14 protein-coding genes are annotated in these 13495 nt (G+C 67.6%); 13 read left to right on the top strand and 1 reads right to left on the bottom strand.

What is annotated here, in order from left to right:
• Positions 1-19 precede the first annotated feature (19 nt).
• Complete coding sequence (locus tag J2X45_RS12070; protein ID WP_310214980.1) at positions 20-1444, bottom strand: M20/M25/M40 family metallo-hydrolase; 1425 nt, start codon at positions 1442-1444, stop codon at positions 20-22.
• 128 nt (positions 1445-1572) lie between these two features.
• On the opposite strand from J2X45_RS12070, the gene ruvC reads away from it, so the two are divergent.
• The 13 genes from ruvC (at position 1573) to ftsH (ending at position 13413) form a co-directional block, all read left to right on the top strand.
• Positions 1573-2094, top strand: coding sequence for a crossover junction endodeoxyribonuclease RuvC (ruvC, locus tag J2X45_RS12065; RefSeq protein ID WP_310215303.1), 522 nt, complete (start codon positions 1573-1575; stop codon positions 2092-2094).
• On the top strand, positions 2091-2711 hold the full coding sequence (ruvA, locus tag J2X45_RS12060; protein WP_310214977.1) for a Holliday junction branch migration protein RuvA: 621 nt from the start codon (positions 2091-2093) through the stop codon (positions 2709-2711). Before ruvC ends, ruvA begins: the two co-directional genes overlap by 4 nt.
• Positions 2708-3745 carry a Holliday junction branch migration DNA helicase RuvB gene (ruvB, locus tag J2X45_RS12055; RefSeq protein ID WP_310214974.1) on the top strand — a complete coding sequence of 346 codons (1038 nt, stop codon included), beginning with the start codon at positions 2708-2710 and terminating at the stop codon, positions 3743-3745. Before ruvA ends, ruvB begins: the two co-directional genes overlap by 4 nt.
• Positions 3735-4601, top strand: coding sequence for an FtsW/RodA/SpoVE family cell cycle protein (locus J2X45_RS12050; protein WP_310214971.1), 867 nt, complete (start codon positions 3735-3737; stop codon positions 4599-4601). Before ruvB ends, J2X45_RS12050 begins: the two co-directional genes overlap by 11 nt.
• Entirely contained in the window at positions 4598-5041 is a 444-nt protein-coding gene (locus J2X45_RS12045) for a YbgC/FadM family acyl-CoA thioesterase (RefSeq protein ID WP_310214970.1), read from the top strand. The genes J2X45_RS12050 and J2X45_RS12045 overlap by 4 nt, the downstream gene beginning before the upstream one ends.
• 114 nt (positions 5042-5155) lie before the next feature.
• Positions 5156-5854, top strand: a complete 699-nt coding sequence (gene tolQ / locus J2X45_RS12040) for a protein TolQ (protein ID WP_310214968.1) — start codon at positions 5156-5158, stop codon at positions 5852-5854.
• Between the two features lie 4 nt (positions 5855-5858).
• Positions 5859-6377, top strand: a complete 519-nt coding sequence (locus J2X45_RS12035; RefSeq protein ID WP_096034330.1) for an ExbD/TolR family protein — start codon at positions 5859-5861, stop codon at positions 6375-6377.
• 7 nt (positions 6378-6384) lie between these two features.
• On the top strand, positions 6385-7197 hold the full coding sequence (tolA, locus tag J2X45_RS12030) for a cell envelope integrity protein TolA (RefSeq protein ID WP_310214966.1): 813 nt from the start codon (positions 6385-6387) through the stop codon (positions 7195-7197).
• Positions 7194-8525, top strand: coding sequence for a Tol-Pal system beta propeller repeat protein TolB (gene tolB, locus J2X45_RS12025; RefSeq protein WP_310214964.1), 1332 nt, complete (start codon positions 7194-7196; stop codon positions 8523-8525). The genes tolA and tolB overlap by 4 nt, the downstream gene beginning before the upstream one ends.
• 197 nt (positions 8526-8722) lie before the next feature.
• Positions 8723-9286 carry a peptidoglycan-associated lipoprotein Pal gene (pal, locus tag J2X45_RS12020; protein WP_310214962.1) on the top strand — a complete coding sequence of 188 codons (564 nt, stop codon included), beginning with the start codon at positions 8723-8725 and terminating at the stop codon, positions 9284-9286.
• A gap of 77 nt (positions 9287-9363) precedes the next feature.
• Complete coding sequence (gene ybgF / locus J2X45_RS12015; RefSeq protein WP_310214960.1) at positions 9364-10218, top strand: tol-pal system protein YbgF; 855 nt, start codon at positions 9364-9366, stop codon at positions 10216-10218.
• Complete coding sequence (gene tilS / locus J2X45_RS12010) at positions 10209-11435, top strand: tRNA lysidine(34) synthetase TilS (RefSeq protein WP_310214959.1); 1227 nt, start codon at positions 10209-10211, stop codon at positions 11433-11435. The genes ybgF and tilS overlap by 10 nt, the downstream gene beginning before the upstream one ends.
• 97 nt (positions 11436-11532) lie before the next feature.
• On the top strand, positions 11533-13413 hold the full coding sequence (gene ftsH, locus J2X45_RS12005; protein ID WP_310214956.1) for an ATP-dependent zinc metalloprotease FtsH: 1881 nt from the start codon (positions 11533-11535) through the stop codon (positions 13411-13413).
• The last annotated feature ends 82 nt before the right edge of the window (positions 13414-13495 follow it).

Genomic DNA, 13495 nt, shown 5'->3' with positions numbered 1-13495 from the left:
TCCGCCGGCTCACGGGGCTCTACTTGCCGCCCGCATAGTCCTTGATCAGGCCGTACAGGAAGTCGCGCCCCTCATAGAGGGACTGGACGCGCATGCGCTCGTTGAGGCCGTGGGCGCCCGTGCCGTCCGGACCGTGGAACAGGCCGGTGACGCCATAGGTCGGGATGCCCGCCGCGCTGGTGTGGACCGCGTCGGTCGCGCCGGTCGACATGACGGGCAGGATCGGAACACCGGGCCACAGCTTGGCGGCGTTCTTCTGGATGGGGCCCATGATCGCCGGCGTCAGCGGCGGGGGCGGTGAGGCGGGCTTGGAACTGTGGGCGAGGGTCACGGCGACCGCCGGATCCGCCGCCAGCTCGGTCAGCTTGGCCTTGACCTCATCAATGGGCGTGCCCGGCAGGATGCGGCAGTTGATGTTCGTCGTGGCGCGCTGGGGCAGGGCGTTCGGCGCGTGACCCGCGTTGACCATCGTGGCGACGCAGGTGGTCCGCAGCATTGAATTCCATGTGCGGTCTTTGGTGATCAAGGCGAGCGCGCCCGGATCGTTGATGTCGGCGACCAGGGCCTTCATGGCCGTCGCCTGCTCGGGCGTGACGCGCGCCTGCATCTGGGTGAAGTAGCCCCGCGTGGCGTCATTGAACCGCGGCGGGAACTGATAGGCGCCGATCCGGTCGAGCGCGGCGGACAGCTGGTAGATCGCATTGGGCGCGGTGGGCCGGCTGGAGTGTCCCCCAGGATTGGTCACGGTCAGGGTGAAGTCCTGATAGACCTTCTCGCCGGCCTGGACTTCAAGCATGACCGCCTTGCCCTGTTCATCCAGCAAGCCGGAGGCGCCCTCGTTCAGGGCGAACTCGGCGTCGACGAGCGGGCGGTGGTTCTTCACCAGGTCTTCGATGCCGTTGTAGCCCTCGCTCTCCTCGCCGCAGGTGAGGGCCATCTTGATGTCGCGCTTGGGCTTGAAGCCCGACTGCTTGAGGCGGATCAGGCTGTCGACCCAGATGGCGGCCTGCGCCTTGTCGTCGGAGGTGCCGCGTCCGTAGAAGTAACCGTTCTCTTCGACCAGCTTGAACGGATCGCGGGTCCAGTCCTCGCGCTTGGCCTCGACCACGTCGATGTGGGCCAGAAGCAGCATGGGCTTTGTCTTGGCGTCGCTTCCGCGCAGCACCGCGACGAGGCTGCCTTCGCGCGGGTGCTTGGGCTCGACCACGACCTTGACGTCGGTCTCGGGATAGCCCGCCGCCTTCAGGCGCGCGCCCATCGCCTCGGCGGCGGCGGTGCAGGACCCGACCGACAGGGTCGTGTTGATCTCGACCAGCTCCTGATAAAGCGCGCGGAAGGCCGCCTGGTCGGGGCTACGGGACTTCGGCGCGGTGGCCGTCTGTGCGTTCGCGGCGCTCGCCAGCGCCATCAGCGCGCCCGCCGTCATCCATGCCATCGGCTTCATCGAAATCGTCTCCCCAAGACCTTGCGGCGGGTAGCAGAGCCCGCGTCGCGGCCGGGCGCAAGGGGCGCGCGCGGTTAACCGTCCGTTAGCAAAGGACTGGCTTTTCGTGGGGGCGCGAAAAGGCGATGGTGCGAGAACACATGATGAACGCGAATCGCACTCCCATTCGAATTCTGGGCCTTGATCCGGGCCTGCGCCGCACCGGCTGGGGCGTGCTCGCGGTCGAGGGCTCGCGCATGACCCACGTCGCGCACGGGGTGATCGTTCCGGACGAGAAGGCTGAGTTCGCCGACCGTCTGCTGCATCTGTTCGAAGGCATCAGCGCGGTGATCGCGCAGCACAGGCCTGACGAGGCGGCGGTGGAAGAGGTGTTCCTGAACACCAACGCCCAGTCGACCCTGAAGCTGGGCCACGCCCGCGCGGCCGCCCTGATCGCGCCCGCGCGCGCCGGGTTGCTCGTGGCCGAGTATTCCACGCGTCTGGTCAAGAAGGCGGTGGTCGGCACCGGCGCGGCCGACAAGGCGCAGATCGGCTTCATGATCGCGCGGCTGTTGCCCACGGCGGGCAAGACGACGGCTGACTGCGCGGATGCGCTCGCTGTCGCCATCACCCACGCCAACCTGCGCGTCGCCAACCGGAGAGTCGCATGATCGGGCGTTTGCGCGGCGCCGTCGCCGAGATCGGCGAGGAGGAGGCCCTGATCGACGTCATGGGCGTGGGCTACATCGTCCGCTGCGGACAACGCACGCTCCAGCGGTTGCCGGCGTTGGGCGAAGAGACCCTCGTCCACATCGAGAGCCAATGGAGCGAGAACCAGGGCCTGCGGCTATACGGCTTCGCCACGCGTGAGGAGCGCCGCGCCTTCGTCCTGTTGCAGGCGATTCAGGGCGTTGGACCCAAGGCCGCCATGGCGGTGCTGGACGTGCTGTCGCCCGCCGAACTGGCCTCGGCCGTGGCGCGTGAGGACAAGGCCGCCGTCGGCCGCGCCAACGGGGTGGGCCCCAAGCTCGCCCTGCGCATCGTCACCGAGCTGAAGGACAAGCCGATCACTGACGGGCCAGTGTTGATGATGGCGCCGAGCGCCTCTTCGTCACCGTCCGCCCCGACCAAGCCTGCGCCGACGGGCGACGCCGTGGCCGCCCTGATGGGCCTGGGCGTGGCCGAGGTGAACGCTCGCCGTGTCGTCGAGGCCGCCGCCGCCGAGCTGGGTGAAGACGCGACCGTCCAGGCGCTGATCAAGGCGGGCCTGAAGGAGTTGGGTCGATGACCCGCATCATCTCCGGCGAGCCTCAATTCGGCGACCAGGTCCCGTCGACCGACCGCGCCCTGCGGCCCCAGACGCTGGCCGAGTTCGTCGGTCAGGAACAGGCCAAGGGCAATCTCCGCGTCTTCATCGAGGCCGCCAAGGGCCGGGGCGAGGCCCTGGATCACGTGCTGCTGTTCGGCCCGCCGGGCCTGGGCAAGACCACCCTGGCCCAGATCGTCGCCCGCGAACTGGGCGTGAACTTCCGCGCCACCTCGGGACCTGTGCTGAATAAGCCCGGTGATTTGGCCGCCATCCTGACCAATCTTGAAGCCAACGACGTTCTGTTCATCGACGAGATCCACCGCCTGTCGTCGAACGTTGAGGAGATCCTCTATCCTGCCATGGAGGACCATGTGCTGGACCTGGTGATCGGCGAGGGGCCCTCGGCGCGCTCGATCCGCATCGACCTGGCTCCCTTCACCCTGGTGGCGGCGACGACACGGGCGGGCATGCTGGCGACACCGCTGCGGGATCGCTTCGGCATTCCGATCCGGCTGGAATTCTACACCCCGGCCGAGCTGCGCCATGTGCTGCAGCACGCCGCGCGCAAGATGGGCGCGCCGCTGACCGACGACGGGGCCGACGAGATCGCCAAGCGGGCGCGGGGGACGCCGCGTGTCGCCGGTCGTCTTCTGCGTCGGGTCCGCGACTTCGCCACGGCCGACGGCGCGACCAATATCGACCGCAACGCCGCCGCCATGGCCCTGGCCCGGCTGGAGGTCGACGAGAGCGGCCTCGACAGCCTGGACCGTCGCTACCTGCGCGCCATGATCGAGAACTACGGCGGCGGGCCTGTTGGCGTCGAAACCATCGCCTACGCCATCGCCGAGGCCCGCGACGCCGTCGAAGACGTGATCGAGCCCTATCTGATGCAACAGGGCTTCATCCAGCGCACGCCGCGCGGACGCATGGCCTGCGGCAAGGCCTATCTGCACCTGGGCCTGACCCCGCCCGCCGCCCCGCCGGGGCAGGCCGGCCTGTTCGATGAGGGCTGACAGCGTGCGCGCGATCCGTCTGTTCACCGCTGGCCTCGGCGCTGCGAGCCTCGCGGTTTCCTTGGCCGCGATCAGCGCGGCCGGCGCGCCGCGCAACGCCCTGATCGTCCAGGGGCTGGCCGCCGTGCTCGCCCTGGGCCTGGCGCTGCTGGTCGGGAGATTCTGGCGCCGGGCCCGTTGGAGGCTGTGGTTGCTGATCGCCGCCAGCGCCCTGGCCTTGGTCGTGACTTTGATGAACGGCGTTTCGCTGGAGGGCGCCAAGCGCTGGCTTGCGCTCGGACCGATCCAAATGCACACCGCGTCGATCGTCTTGCCGTTCGCGGCCTGGGCGTTCGCCAAGGGCTTTGGCGATCGTCGCGCGGCGCCGATCGCGGCCTTGCTGGCCTTCTTGCTGCTGTATCAACACGATGCGGCCTCGTCCCTGGCTTGGGCCCTGGCGCTCGCGGCGGCGGCGGCGGTCGAGCGTCCGCGTCAGGTGACGCCCTGGGCGTGCGTGGCCGTCGCCGCTCTGTTGGCCTACGGCGCATGGGTCGAGCCCGACACATTGCCGGCTGTGCCCTATGTCGAAGGACTGCTGGACCAGACGTTCGCCGCCAGCCCGGTGCTGGGCGTTCTGGCCGGGGTATTGATGATCAGCCTGCCCGCGCCGTTCCTCCTGGTCGCCCGGACGCGGCCCGAGCGTCGCGCCGAAGCCCTGGCCCTGGCCGCCTTGTGGGTCGGCTGGATCGCCGGGAACCTGTTTGGAAACTACCCTGCGCCCGTTCTAGGGTATGGCGCTGCGCCGATCCTGGCCTGGGGCCTGTCCCTAGGTCTGGTGCTCGGTGATCCCGTCGACCAGGACCCGCCCGCGTCATGATTGAGCCCACCGCCGGCGCCTTCGAGGGGCGCGAGCATCAGCTGGCCGTCCGCATCTATTACGAGGACACCGACTTCTCGGGCATCGTCTATCACGCCAACTATCTGCGCTATCTGGAGCGCGGGCGGAGCGACTTTTTCCGGCTGGCCGGCATCTCGCACACCGAACTGGCGCAGCAAGACACCGCGTTCGCAATCATTCGCATGGAGCTGGACTTCAAGCGCTCGGCGCGGATCGACGACGCCTTGCTGGTGCGCACCACCTACGACCGCGTGGAAGGGGCGCGCCTGTTCGTGACCCAGAGGATCACGCGCGGCGAGGATGTGGTTCTGGAAGCCAAGGGCGTGGCGGTCTGCATCAGCCTGTCTGGACGTCCGCGCCGGCCTACGCCTGAGATGCTGGCCAAGCTCTCGCCCTGGCTGACGCCGATCCAAAGCTGAGCGATGTCGAATTTCGGGATCGCTCGACGATTGTCATAGTTTCACCCCAGCGCCGCTTCATGCCATACGGCGCTCTCCAGTCCTGATCAGACGACCCAACGGAGCCTATCCCGAATGGACGCCGCGGCCGCCGCCCCGAATTTTTCCTTCTTCGCCTTGTTCATGCAGGCCGACTGGGTCGTGAAGGGTGTGATGATCGGCCTGATCCTCGCGTCTCTGGGCTCCTGGGCCGTGATCCTGGATAAGCTGTTCCGCTTCCAGGCGCTGAATCGCGCCGCCGATCGCTTCGAGGAGCAGGTCAGCGGTGGTCGTTCGCTGGAAGATGTCGCGGGCGAGGCCGGCGCCAATCCGCGTCATGCGCTGCCGCGCATGCTGCAGGCGGCGCTGAAGGAATGGCGCGACGCCAAGGCCAAGGGCGCGATGAGCGAGACCCAGGCCGGCTTCCTGATCGCCCGGATCGATCGCATCCTGGACACCCAGATCGCCCGCGAGACCACCAAGGTCGAGGAAGGTCTCGGCAGCCTGGCCATCGTGGCCACCGCAAGCCCCTTCATCGGCCTGTTCGGCACGGTCTGGGGCATCATGCACGCGTTCCAGAACATCGCCCTGTCGAAGAACACCTCGCTGGCCGTCGTTGCGCCGTCGATCGCCGAGGCGCTGTTCGCCACCGCCATCGGCCTGATCGCCGCGATCCCGGCCTATATCGCTTACAACAAGTTCTCGACTGACGCGGGCAAGTACGCGGGTCGCCTGGAAGGCTTCGCCGACGACCTGTCGACCGCGATCCAGCGTCGCCTGGCCGAGCGGGTCTGACCCGATGGCGATGTCCTCCAACGACGCTTTCGCGACGGGCGGGCGACGAGGCCGTCGTCGCGGTCGCCGTTCGCGCGGCGCGCTGTCCGAGATCAACGTTACGCCGCTGGTCGACGTGATGCTGGTGCTGCTGATCATCTTCATGATCTCGGCGCCGCTGCTGACCGCCGGGGTTCCACTGGAGTTGCCCAAGACCGAGGCCGCCGCTCTCCAGAACCAGGACGAGCCCATCACCGTCTCGATCCGCAAGGATGGTCAGATCTTCGTCGGCGAGACGCAGATCCCGTTCGAAAACCTGGCGCCGCGCATCGGCGCGATCGCGGGCGACGGCTATGACAAGCCGATCTTCGTGCGCGCCGACGGCGGGGCGACCTACGCCGTGGTCGCTCAGGTCATGGCGGGCCTGTCGAACGCCGGCTTCAACAAGATCAACCTGATCACCGAGACGGGCGGTCCCTCGACGGGCGCGGCCCCGCGCGACGCACAGCCGGAAGGCGCGGCCGACCTGCGGCCCGCGCAGTAGGAGCGGCATGAGCGCCCGCCGCGAACAGACTCTGTCTCCGGCCCTGCTGGGCTCGATCGCGCTGCACGGCGCCGTGGCGGCCGTGATCGCGTTCGGTGTGCCGTGGAAGCGGTCCGAGCCGATCACGATCGGCGAGTCGGTGCCGGTCACGATCGTCACCAACGGCCCGACCAATGTGCGTCCCGCTGAGGAGGCGCTGGAGGAACAGACCGCCCAGACCCCGGAGCCGACGCCCGAGGCGACGCCGCAGCCGCCTGCGCCGACGCCGTCTCCGACTCCAACGCCGGCCCCGGCGCCACCACCCAAGCCCACGCCGACGCCGAAGCCAACGCCGACCCCCACGCCGGCGAAGCCAAAGCCACAGAAGAAGAGCGAGAGCGACTTCTTCGCCTCGCTCGAGGCTTCCATCGCCAAGACTCAGAAGGCGAGCGGCAAGCCGACAGCCAATGCGGCCAAAGGCCCGGCGCGCGCTGAAACCTCGGTGTCGGCGCGGCCCGCCATGGGCGCGGCCACCGGGCTCTCAGCCGCGGCGCTCGGACGCTTGCAGGGCGAGGTCCAGGATCGCTGGAACCCCAATTGCGAGGTCGAGGGCGGCGCCAACGTCAATGTCCGCGTCGTCTTCGTGATCGGACCCGGCGGTCGCGTCGTGGGCCAGCCGGAATCGCCCGGCACGTCCTCGCCCGATCCCGTCGTGAAGGCCGCATCGGACCGCGCCATTCGCGCGCTGTTCGCGGCGTCGCCGTTCGCTTACCTGCCTTCGGACCTGTACGGTCAGAAAATCGCCCTCAACTTCAACGCAAAACAGGCCTGTTCGCGTTGAAGCTTGAAAAGATGAGCAAGGAGACCCTGATGCGCCTTAAAGCCCTGCTGCTGATGGTCGCCGCCCTGCTGAGCGGCGCGGCCCTCGTCACCCCGGCCGCCGCGCAGATCGAGGTCGACATCAACGCGGGCGCGGTCAAGCCGCTGCCAATCGCGGTCCCGTCCTTCTCGGGCTCGCCGCGCGGCGCGGAGATCGCGCAGGTCATCACGGGCAATCTTGAGCGCTCGGGCCTCTTCCAGCCGCTGAACGTCACCGGCGTCGCTGACAAACTGGCCGACGTGAACGTGCAGCCGCGCTTCCCCGACTGGCAGGCCACCGGCGCCCAGGCGCTGATCAACGGCCAGGTCACAGTCGGCGCCGACGGCGGCCTGCGGGTGGACTTCCGTCTCTGGGACGTTTTCAGCCAGCAGCAACTCTTGGGTCTGCAGTTCTCGTCCACGCCCGACAACTGGCGCCGGGTCGCCCACAAGATCAGCGACGCGGTCTATGAGCGCCTGACGGGCGAGAAGGGCTATTTCGACACGCGCGTGGCCTTTGTCGCGGAGAGCGGCCCCAAGCTGAACCGCGTCAAGCGTCTGGCGATCATGGATCAGGACGGGGCCAATCCGCAGTACCTGACCGACGGCTCGTACATCGTCATGACGCCGCGCTTCTCGTCGACGAGCCAGGAACTGACCTACATGGCCCTGCGGCCGACCGGGTCGTCGATCTACTTGCTGAACCTTGAGACCAGCCGCCAGGAAACCGTCGGCAAGTTCCCTGGCATGGTGTTCGCGCCCCGCTTCTCGCCGGACGGTAGCAAGGTGGCGTTCTCGGTGGAGCGCAACGGCAACAGCGACATCTATCTGATGGACCTGCGCTCGCGGGCGACCACCCGGATCACGACCGATCCGGCCATCGACACCTCGCCGTCGTTCTCGCCGGACGGGACCAAGATTGTGTTCAACTCCGACCGAGGGGGGCAGGCGCAGATCTACGTGATGAACACCGACGGCTCGGGCGTACGGCGGATTTCCTACGGCGGCGGCCGCTACACCACACCTGTGTGGAGCCCGCGTGGCGACTTCATCGCCTTCACCAAGCAGACCGGCGGTGAATTCCACATCGGGGTCATGCGCGCCGACGGCGGTGATGAGCGCCTGTTGACCACCAGCTACCTGGATGAAGGCCCCACCTGGGCGCCGAACGGGCGGGTGCTGATGTTCTTCCGGGAAGGCGCGAGCGGTAATCCGAGGCTCTGGACGGTCGACATCACAGGACGGATCTTGCGCCCGGCCGCGTATGGCGGTTCGGCCTCAGACCCGGCTTGGTCGCCCCTTCTGGACTGAAGCGGCGATAGGCGCGCGCAACCTTAGCTGTCGTTGCGCGTTCCCGGGCAGAGGATGGCCTCTGCGATCGCTATTCCCGCCGCAAGTGAATCCGCATCGTCTGACGGGCATCTGACATCATTGTGAGGCTTGGTCAGACATTTAGAGGGTCCATTCCAAGCGTTGCGCAGGTATGGATCAGGCAGAGTTTCGTAGACTTGAGGAGAAACTGGATGAGCTTCGACACCCAGCGCGCCGTTCGACTGGCGCTCGTCGGCCTGGCCGCCGCCTCGCTCGCCGCCTGCGCTTCGCGTCCGAAGCCCCAGCCTGTCACGCCGCCGCCGGCGCCGCAGCCGACGCAGCCCACGCCCTACACGCCGCCGGCCCAGCCGCCGGTGACGAGCGGCATCCTGCCCGGCTCGGTTCAGGACTTCGTCGTGAACATCGGCGACCGCGTCTACTTCGACACCGACGAGTATGTGATCCGCGCTGACGCCCAGCCGGTGCTCGCCGGTCAGGCCCAGTGGTTGAACCGCTATCCGGGCGTGCGAGTCCGCATCGAAGGCAACGCCGACGAACGCGGCACCCGCGAGTACAACCTGGCGCTCGGCGCCCGCCGCGCTAACGCCGTGCGTGACTTCCTGATAGCCCAGGGCGTTGCGGGCGCGCGTATCGAGACGATCTCGTTCGGCAAGGAACGCCCGATCGATCCGGGTTCGAGCGAAGAGGCCTGGGCCAAGAACCGTAACGGCCGCACGGCCATCACGGACGGCGCTCGCTAAGACGCTTTCAGACAGGGCGGCTTCTCAAGCGAGAAGCCGCCCTAGTTTTGTCTCGGCTCTATCGGTAAATCACGGCCATGACGCTGAAATCCGCCCTGCTCGCCGTCCTGTTCGCCTCCACCGCCGTCGTGGCGGTCGCCCAAACTCCTTTGCCGCCGGCCGATCCCTTGGACGATCGTTCCGCCAAGCGCGTCGAGCGTATGGAGAAGGTCGTGCGCGAGCTGCGCTCCATCGTGTTCCAGGGCCGGGATACCGGTAAGCCCGTGGTCGTGCAGCCGGCCGAGACCGACGCGCAGATCGCGGCGCTGAACGAGCGCGTGTCCGACCTTGAGCAGACCCTGACGCGACTGAACGGCCAGAACGAGGCGACGAACTTCGAACTGACCAAGGCCCAGCGCGCCGCCGCCGAGCAGAAGGCGCGCGCTGACGCTCTTGAGCAGCGGCTCGCCGCGATCGAGAAGACGCTGGCGGACCTTCAGGCGTCGGCGACCGCTCAGGCCTCGCCGCCGCTGGCCGGAGATGTCCCGCCGCCGCCCGCGCCGCCTGCCGACCCGGCGGTGGCGTTCAAGCAGGCCAAGGATCTGTTGCTGGCGGGCGACTACGCTAACGCCGAGCAGGCGTTCGCCGCCTACGTGAACAACTATCCGGACACGCCGAGGGCTTCCGAGGCCCGCTACTGGCTTGGCGAGACGCAGTTCGTGCGTGAAGCCTATACCGACGCTGCGGGCAACTACATCGGCGCCATTCGAGGCTGGCCGCAGACCAGCTGGGCGCCCGACGCGACACTCAAGCTGGCGCGGTCGATGGTGGCGCTAAAGAAGACTGCTGAAGCTTGCCGGACGCTCGACGAGCTGGCCAAGCGCTATCCCAAAGCGCCGGCCCAGGTGAACTCGCGCGCGGCTTCCACCCGCGTCGCGGCCAAGTGCGCCTAGACCAGGTTCGAGCCGCCCTCGATAGGCGGCTGGATCCAACGTCTCGCGCGCCGGTCAGCGTTGGCTTTTCCGGCGGTGGGGACTCTCTGTTCCTGCTCAAGACGATCCTGAATTGGGCGCGACCAAGGGGGCGCCCGGTCCTGGCTCTTGTCGTCGATCACCAGCTTCAGCCCGACAGCCAAGTCTGGACGGACCAGGCGGTCGCCAAGGCTCGCGCATTGGGCGCCGACGCCCGGGCGCTGATCTGGACCGGCGATAAGCCCCGGACGGGTCTCCCGGCTGCTGCGCGACGCGCGCGGCATGGACTGCTGGCGAACGCTGCGCGCCAGGCCGGCGCTCGGGTGCTGATCCTGGGCCACACGGCCAGCGACCTCGCCGAGGGCGCGGCGATGAGGGCTGAGGGGTCCTCGGTCTCGGATCCAAGGGAGTGGTCGCCTTCGCCAGTATGGCCTGAGGGGCGCGGGATCTTCCTTCTGCGGCCTCTGCTCTCGCTGACGCGCGCCGACATCCGGGACAGCCTCGCGCAGGAGGGGGAGACCTGGCTCGAAGATCCTGCCAACCTTGACCTGCGCTATGCGCGAGCTCGCGCGCGGGCCAGTGCGCCCAGCGCGTCGCCGGCGGGCCTTTTTGAAGCGCTCCCGCCACCGGCGTTTGAGATCGACGCCGCCGGCGTGATCCGTCTGTCGCGCGACGTCGCTCCAGTGCACCTGGCCGCCGCGCTTCTTTGCGCCAGTGGAACCGAGCGACCGCCCCGGGGCGAGCGCCTGGCGCGGTTGGTCGAGCGCGTTCGCACCGGTGACGCCTTCACGGCCACGCTTGCGGGCGCGCGCCTCGAGGCGACCTCGGAAATTCTGGTCTGTCGTGACGCGGGTGAAGTCTCGAGGGGCGGCCTTGCGCGCCTGAACCTGGCGCCCCGCGAACTCGGCGTTTGGGATGGACGTTGGGAAGTTGCGGCCGGCGACCTCTCCGCAGCGATTGGGCCCTTGAAGGGGCAGGCGGCCCGTCTGGGGCCCCAGCAGCGGGCAAGACTGGTCACGATCGCCGCCGCTGCGCGCCCTTCGCTGCCGCTGATGATGCGGGAAGGTCGTGACGGGCCGGGGGAGCTGATGCTTGACGGCCCGGAGCTTGCAGCCGAAGGAGAGGCGTGTGCGCGCTCGCTCGTTCTGGATCGGTTCAAGGCCGCCGTTGGCCTTTTCGACCAAGAATCCGTGACCTGATGTCACGTCCGTGGCGCAAGCGCTCCCGACCCCCTATCTTGGGTGGTCGAGACCTCTACTCGCTGTGAAGACCCCATTCGCTAGGAAGACAAGGCGTATGAATTTCAGAAACCTGGCCATCTGGCTGGTGATCGTGGCGGTGCTGGGCGGCGTGTTTGTCGTCAGCCAGAACTCGCGCACGAAAAGCGGCGGCGAAATCAGCTACTCCCAGCTGCTCAAGGATGTTGACGCAGGCAAGATCAAGTCGGCCGAGATCGCCGGCCAGACGGTGCTGGCCAAGACCGCCGACAACAAGACCCTCACGGTCAATGCGCCGATGAACTCCGAGGAACTGGTCAACCGCATGGTGGCCAAGAACGCGGACGTGAAGTTCAAGAGCGGCTCGATCAGCTTCCTGGCCATCCTGGTGCAGTTGCTGCCGATCCTGCTGGTCGTGGGCGTTTGGCTGTTCTTCATGCGCCAGATGCAAGGCGGGGCGAAGGGCGCCATGGGCTTCGGAAAGTCCAAGGCCCGGCTGCTGACCGAGAACAAGAACCGCATCACCTTCGAGGACGTCGCCGGCGTCGACGAGGCCAAGGAAGAGCTGCAGGAGGTCGTCGACTTCCTGAAGGATCCGGCCAAGTTCCAGCGCCTGGGCGGCAAGATCCCCAAGGGCGCCCTGCTGGTCGGCCCTCCGGGCACCGGTAAGACCCTGATCGCCCGCGCCGTGGCCGGGGAAGCCGGCGTGCCGTTCTTCACCATCTCGGGTTCGGACTTCGTCGAAATGTTCGTCGGCGTCGGCGCCAGCCGCGTGCGCGACATGTTCGAGCAGGCCAAGAAGAACGCGCCCTGCATCATCTTCATCGACGAAATCGACGCCGTCGGTCGCCATCGTGGCGCGGGCCTGGGCGGCGGCAACGACGAACGTGAGCAGACCCTCAACCAGTTGCTAGTCGAGATGGACGGCTTCGAGGCCAATGAAGGCATCATCCTGATCGCCGCGACCAACCGTCCCGACGTTCTGGACCCGGCCCTTCTGCGTCCGGGCCGCTTCGACCGTCAGGTCGTGGTGCCTAACCCCGACGTCGCCGGCCGCGAGAAGATCATCCGCGTGCACATGAAGAACGTGCCGCTGGCGGCCGATGTCGACGTCAAGACGCTGGCGCGGGGCACCCCGGGCTTCTCGGGCGCGGACCTGGCCAACCTCGTCAACGAAGCCGCCCTGATGGCTGCCCGCAAGAACCGCCGCATGGTCACCATGCAGGACTTCGAGCAGGCCAAGGACAAGGTCATGATGGGCGCCGAGCGCCGCTCGATGGCCATGAACGAGGAAGAAAAGAAGCTGACGGCCTATCACGAGGGCGGCCACGCCATCGTGGCGCTGAACGTGCCAATGGCCGACCCTGTGCACAAGGCCACCATCGTGCCGCGGGGTCGCGCCCTGGGCATGGTCATGCAGTTGCCGGAAGGCGATCGCTACTCGATGAAGTACCAGCAGATGACCAGTCGCCTGGCCATCATGATGGGCGGTCGGGTGGCAGAGGAGATCATCTTCGGCAAGGAGAACATCACCTCGGGCGCCAGCAGCGACATCAAGGCCGCCACCGACCTAGCCCGCAACATGGTCACCCGCTGGGGCTATTCCGACATCCTCGGCACCGTGGCCTATGGCGACAACCAGGACGAGGTGTTCCTGGGCCACTCGGTCGCTCGCACTCAGAACGTCTCGGAAGAGACCGCCCGTCTGATCGACAGCGAGGTCAAGCGTCTGGTCCAGTACGGCCTGGATGAAGCGCGCCGCATCCTCACGGAAAAGATCGACGACCTGCACACGCTGGGCAAGGCGCTGCTCGAATACGAAACGCTCTCGGGCGAGGAGATCGCCGGCGTGCTGAGGGGCGAAGCCCCCAAGCGGGAGGAAGAGGAAACCACCACGGCGGTCGTCGCGCCGTCTCTGGTGCCCCTGTCCCCGGGCGCAGGCGCTAGCGTCACCGCCTGAGATCGCTTCTGTAACCCAGGAAAAGCCGGCTCGAAGGGGCCGGCTTTTTTCTCGTCGAATTTTCTGCGGGGCGTTGCAACTC

Source organism: Caulobacter sp. BE264, from assembly GCF_031457805.1.
Classification (GTDB): Bacteria; Pseudomonadota; Alphaproteobacteria; order Caulobacterales; family Caulobacteraceae; genus Caulobacter.
The sequence above is the reverse complement of the archived record's forward strand: the minus strand, read 5'-3'. Positions and strand labels throughout refer to the sequence as shown.

Coding starts and splice junctions, on each gene's coding strand:
- J2X45_RS12070 (WP_310214980.1), bottom strand. CDS start 1,444: ATGAAGCCGATGGCATGGATGACGGCGGGCGCGCTGATGGCGCTGGCG.
- ruvA (WP_310214977.1), top strand. CDS start 2,091: ATGATCGGGCGTTTGCGCGGCGCCGTCGCCGAGATCGGCGAGGAGGAG.
- ruvB (WP_310214974.1), top strand. CDS start 2,708: ATGACCCGCATCATCTCCGGCGAGCCTCAATTCGGCGACCAGGTCCCG.
- J2X45_RS12050 (WP_310214971.1), top strand. CDS start 3,735: ATGAGGGCTGACAGCGTGCGCGCGATCCGTCTGTTCACCGCTGGCCTC.
- J2X45_RS12045 (WP_310214970.1), top strand. CDS start 4,598: ATGATTGAGCCCACCGCCGGCGCCTTCGAGGGGCGCGAGCATCAGCTG.
- tolQ (WP_310214968.1), top strand. CDS start 5,156: ATGGACGCCGCGGCCGCCGCCCCGAATTTTTCCTTCTTCGCCTTGTTC.
- J2X45_RS12035 (WP_096034330.1), top strand. CDS start 5,859: ATGGCGATGTCCTCCAACGACGCTTTCGCGACGGGCGGGCGACGAGGC.
- tolA (WP_310214966.1), top strand. CDS start 6,385: ATGAGCGCCCGCCGCGAACAGACTCTGTCTCCGGCCCTGCTGGGCTCG.
- ybgF (WP_310214960.1), top strand. CDS start 9,364: ATGACGCTGAAATCCGCCCTGCTCGCCGTCCTGTTCGCCTCCACCGCC.
- ftsH (WP_310214956.1), top strand. CDS start 11,533: ATGAATTTCAGAAACCTGGCCATCTGGCTGGTGATCGTGGCGGTGCTG.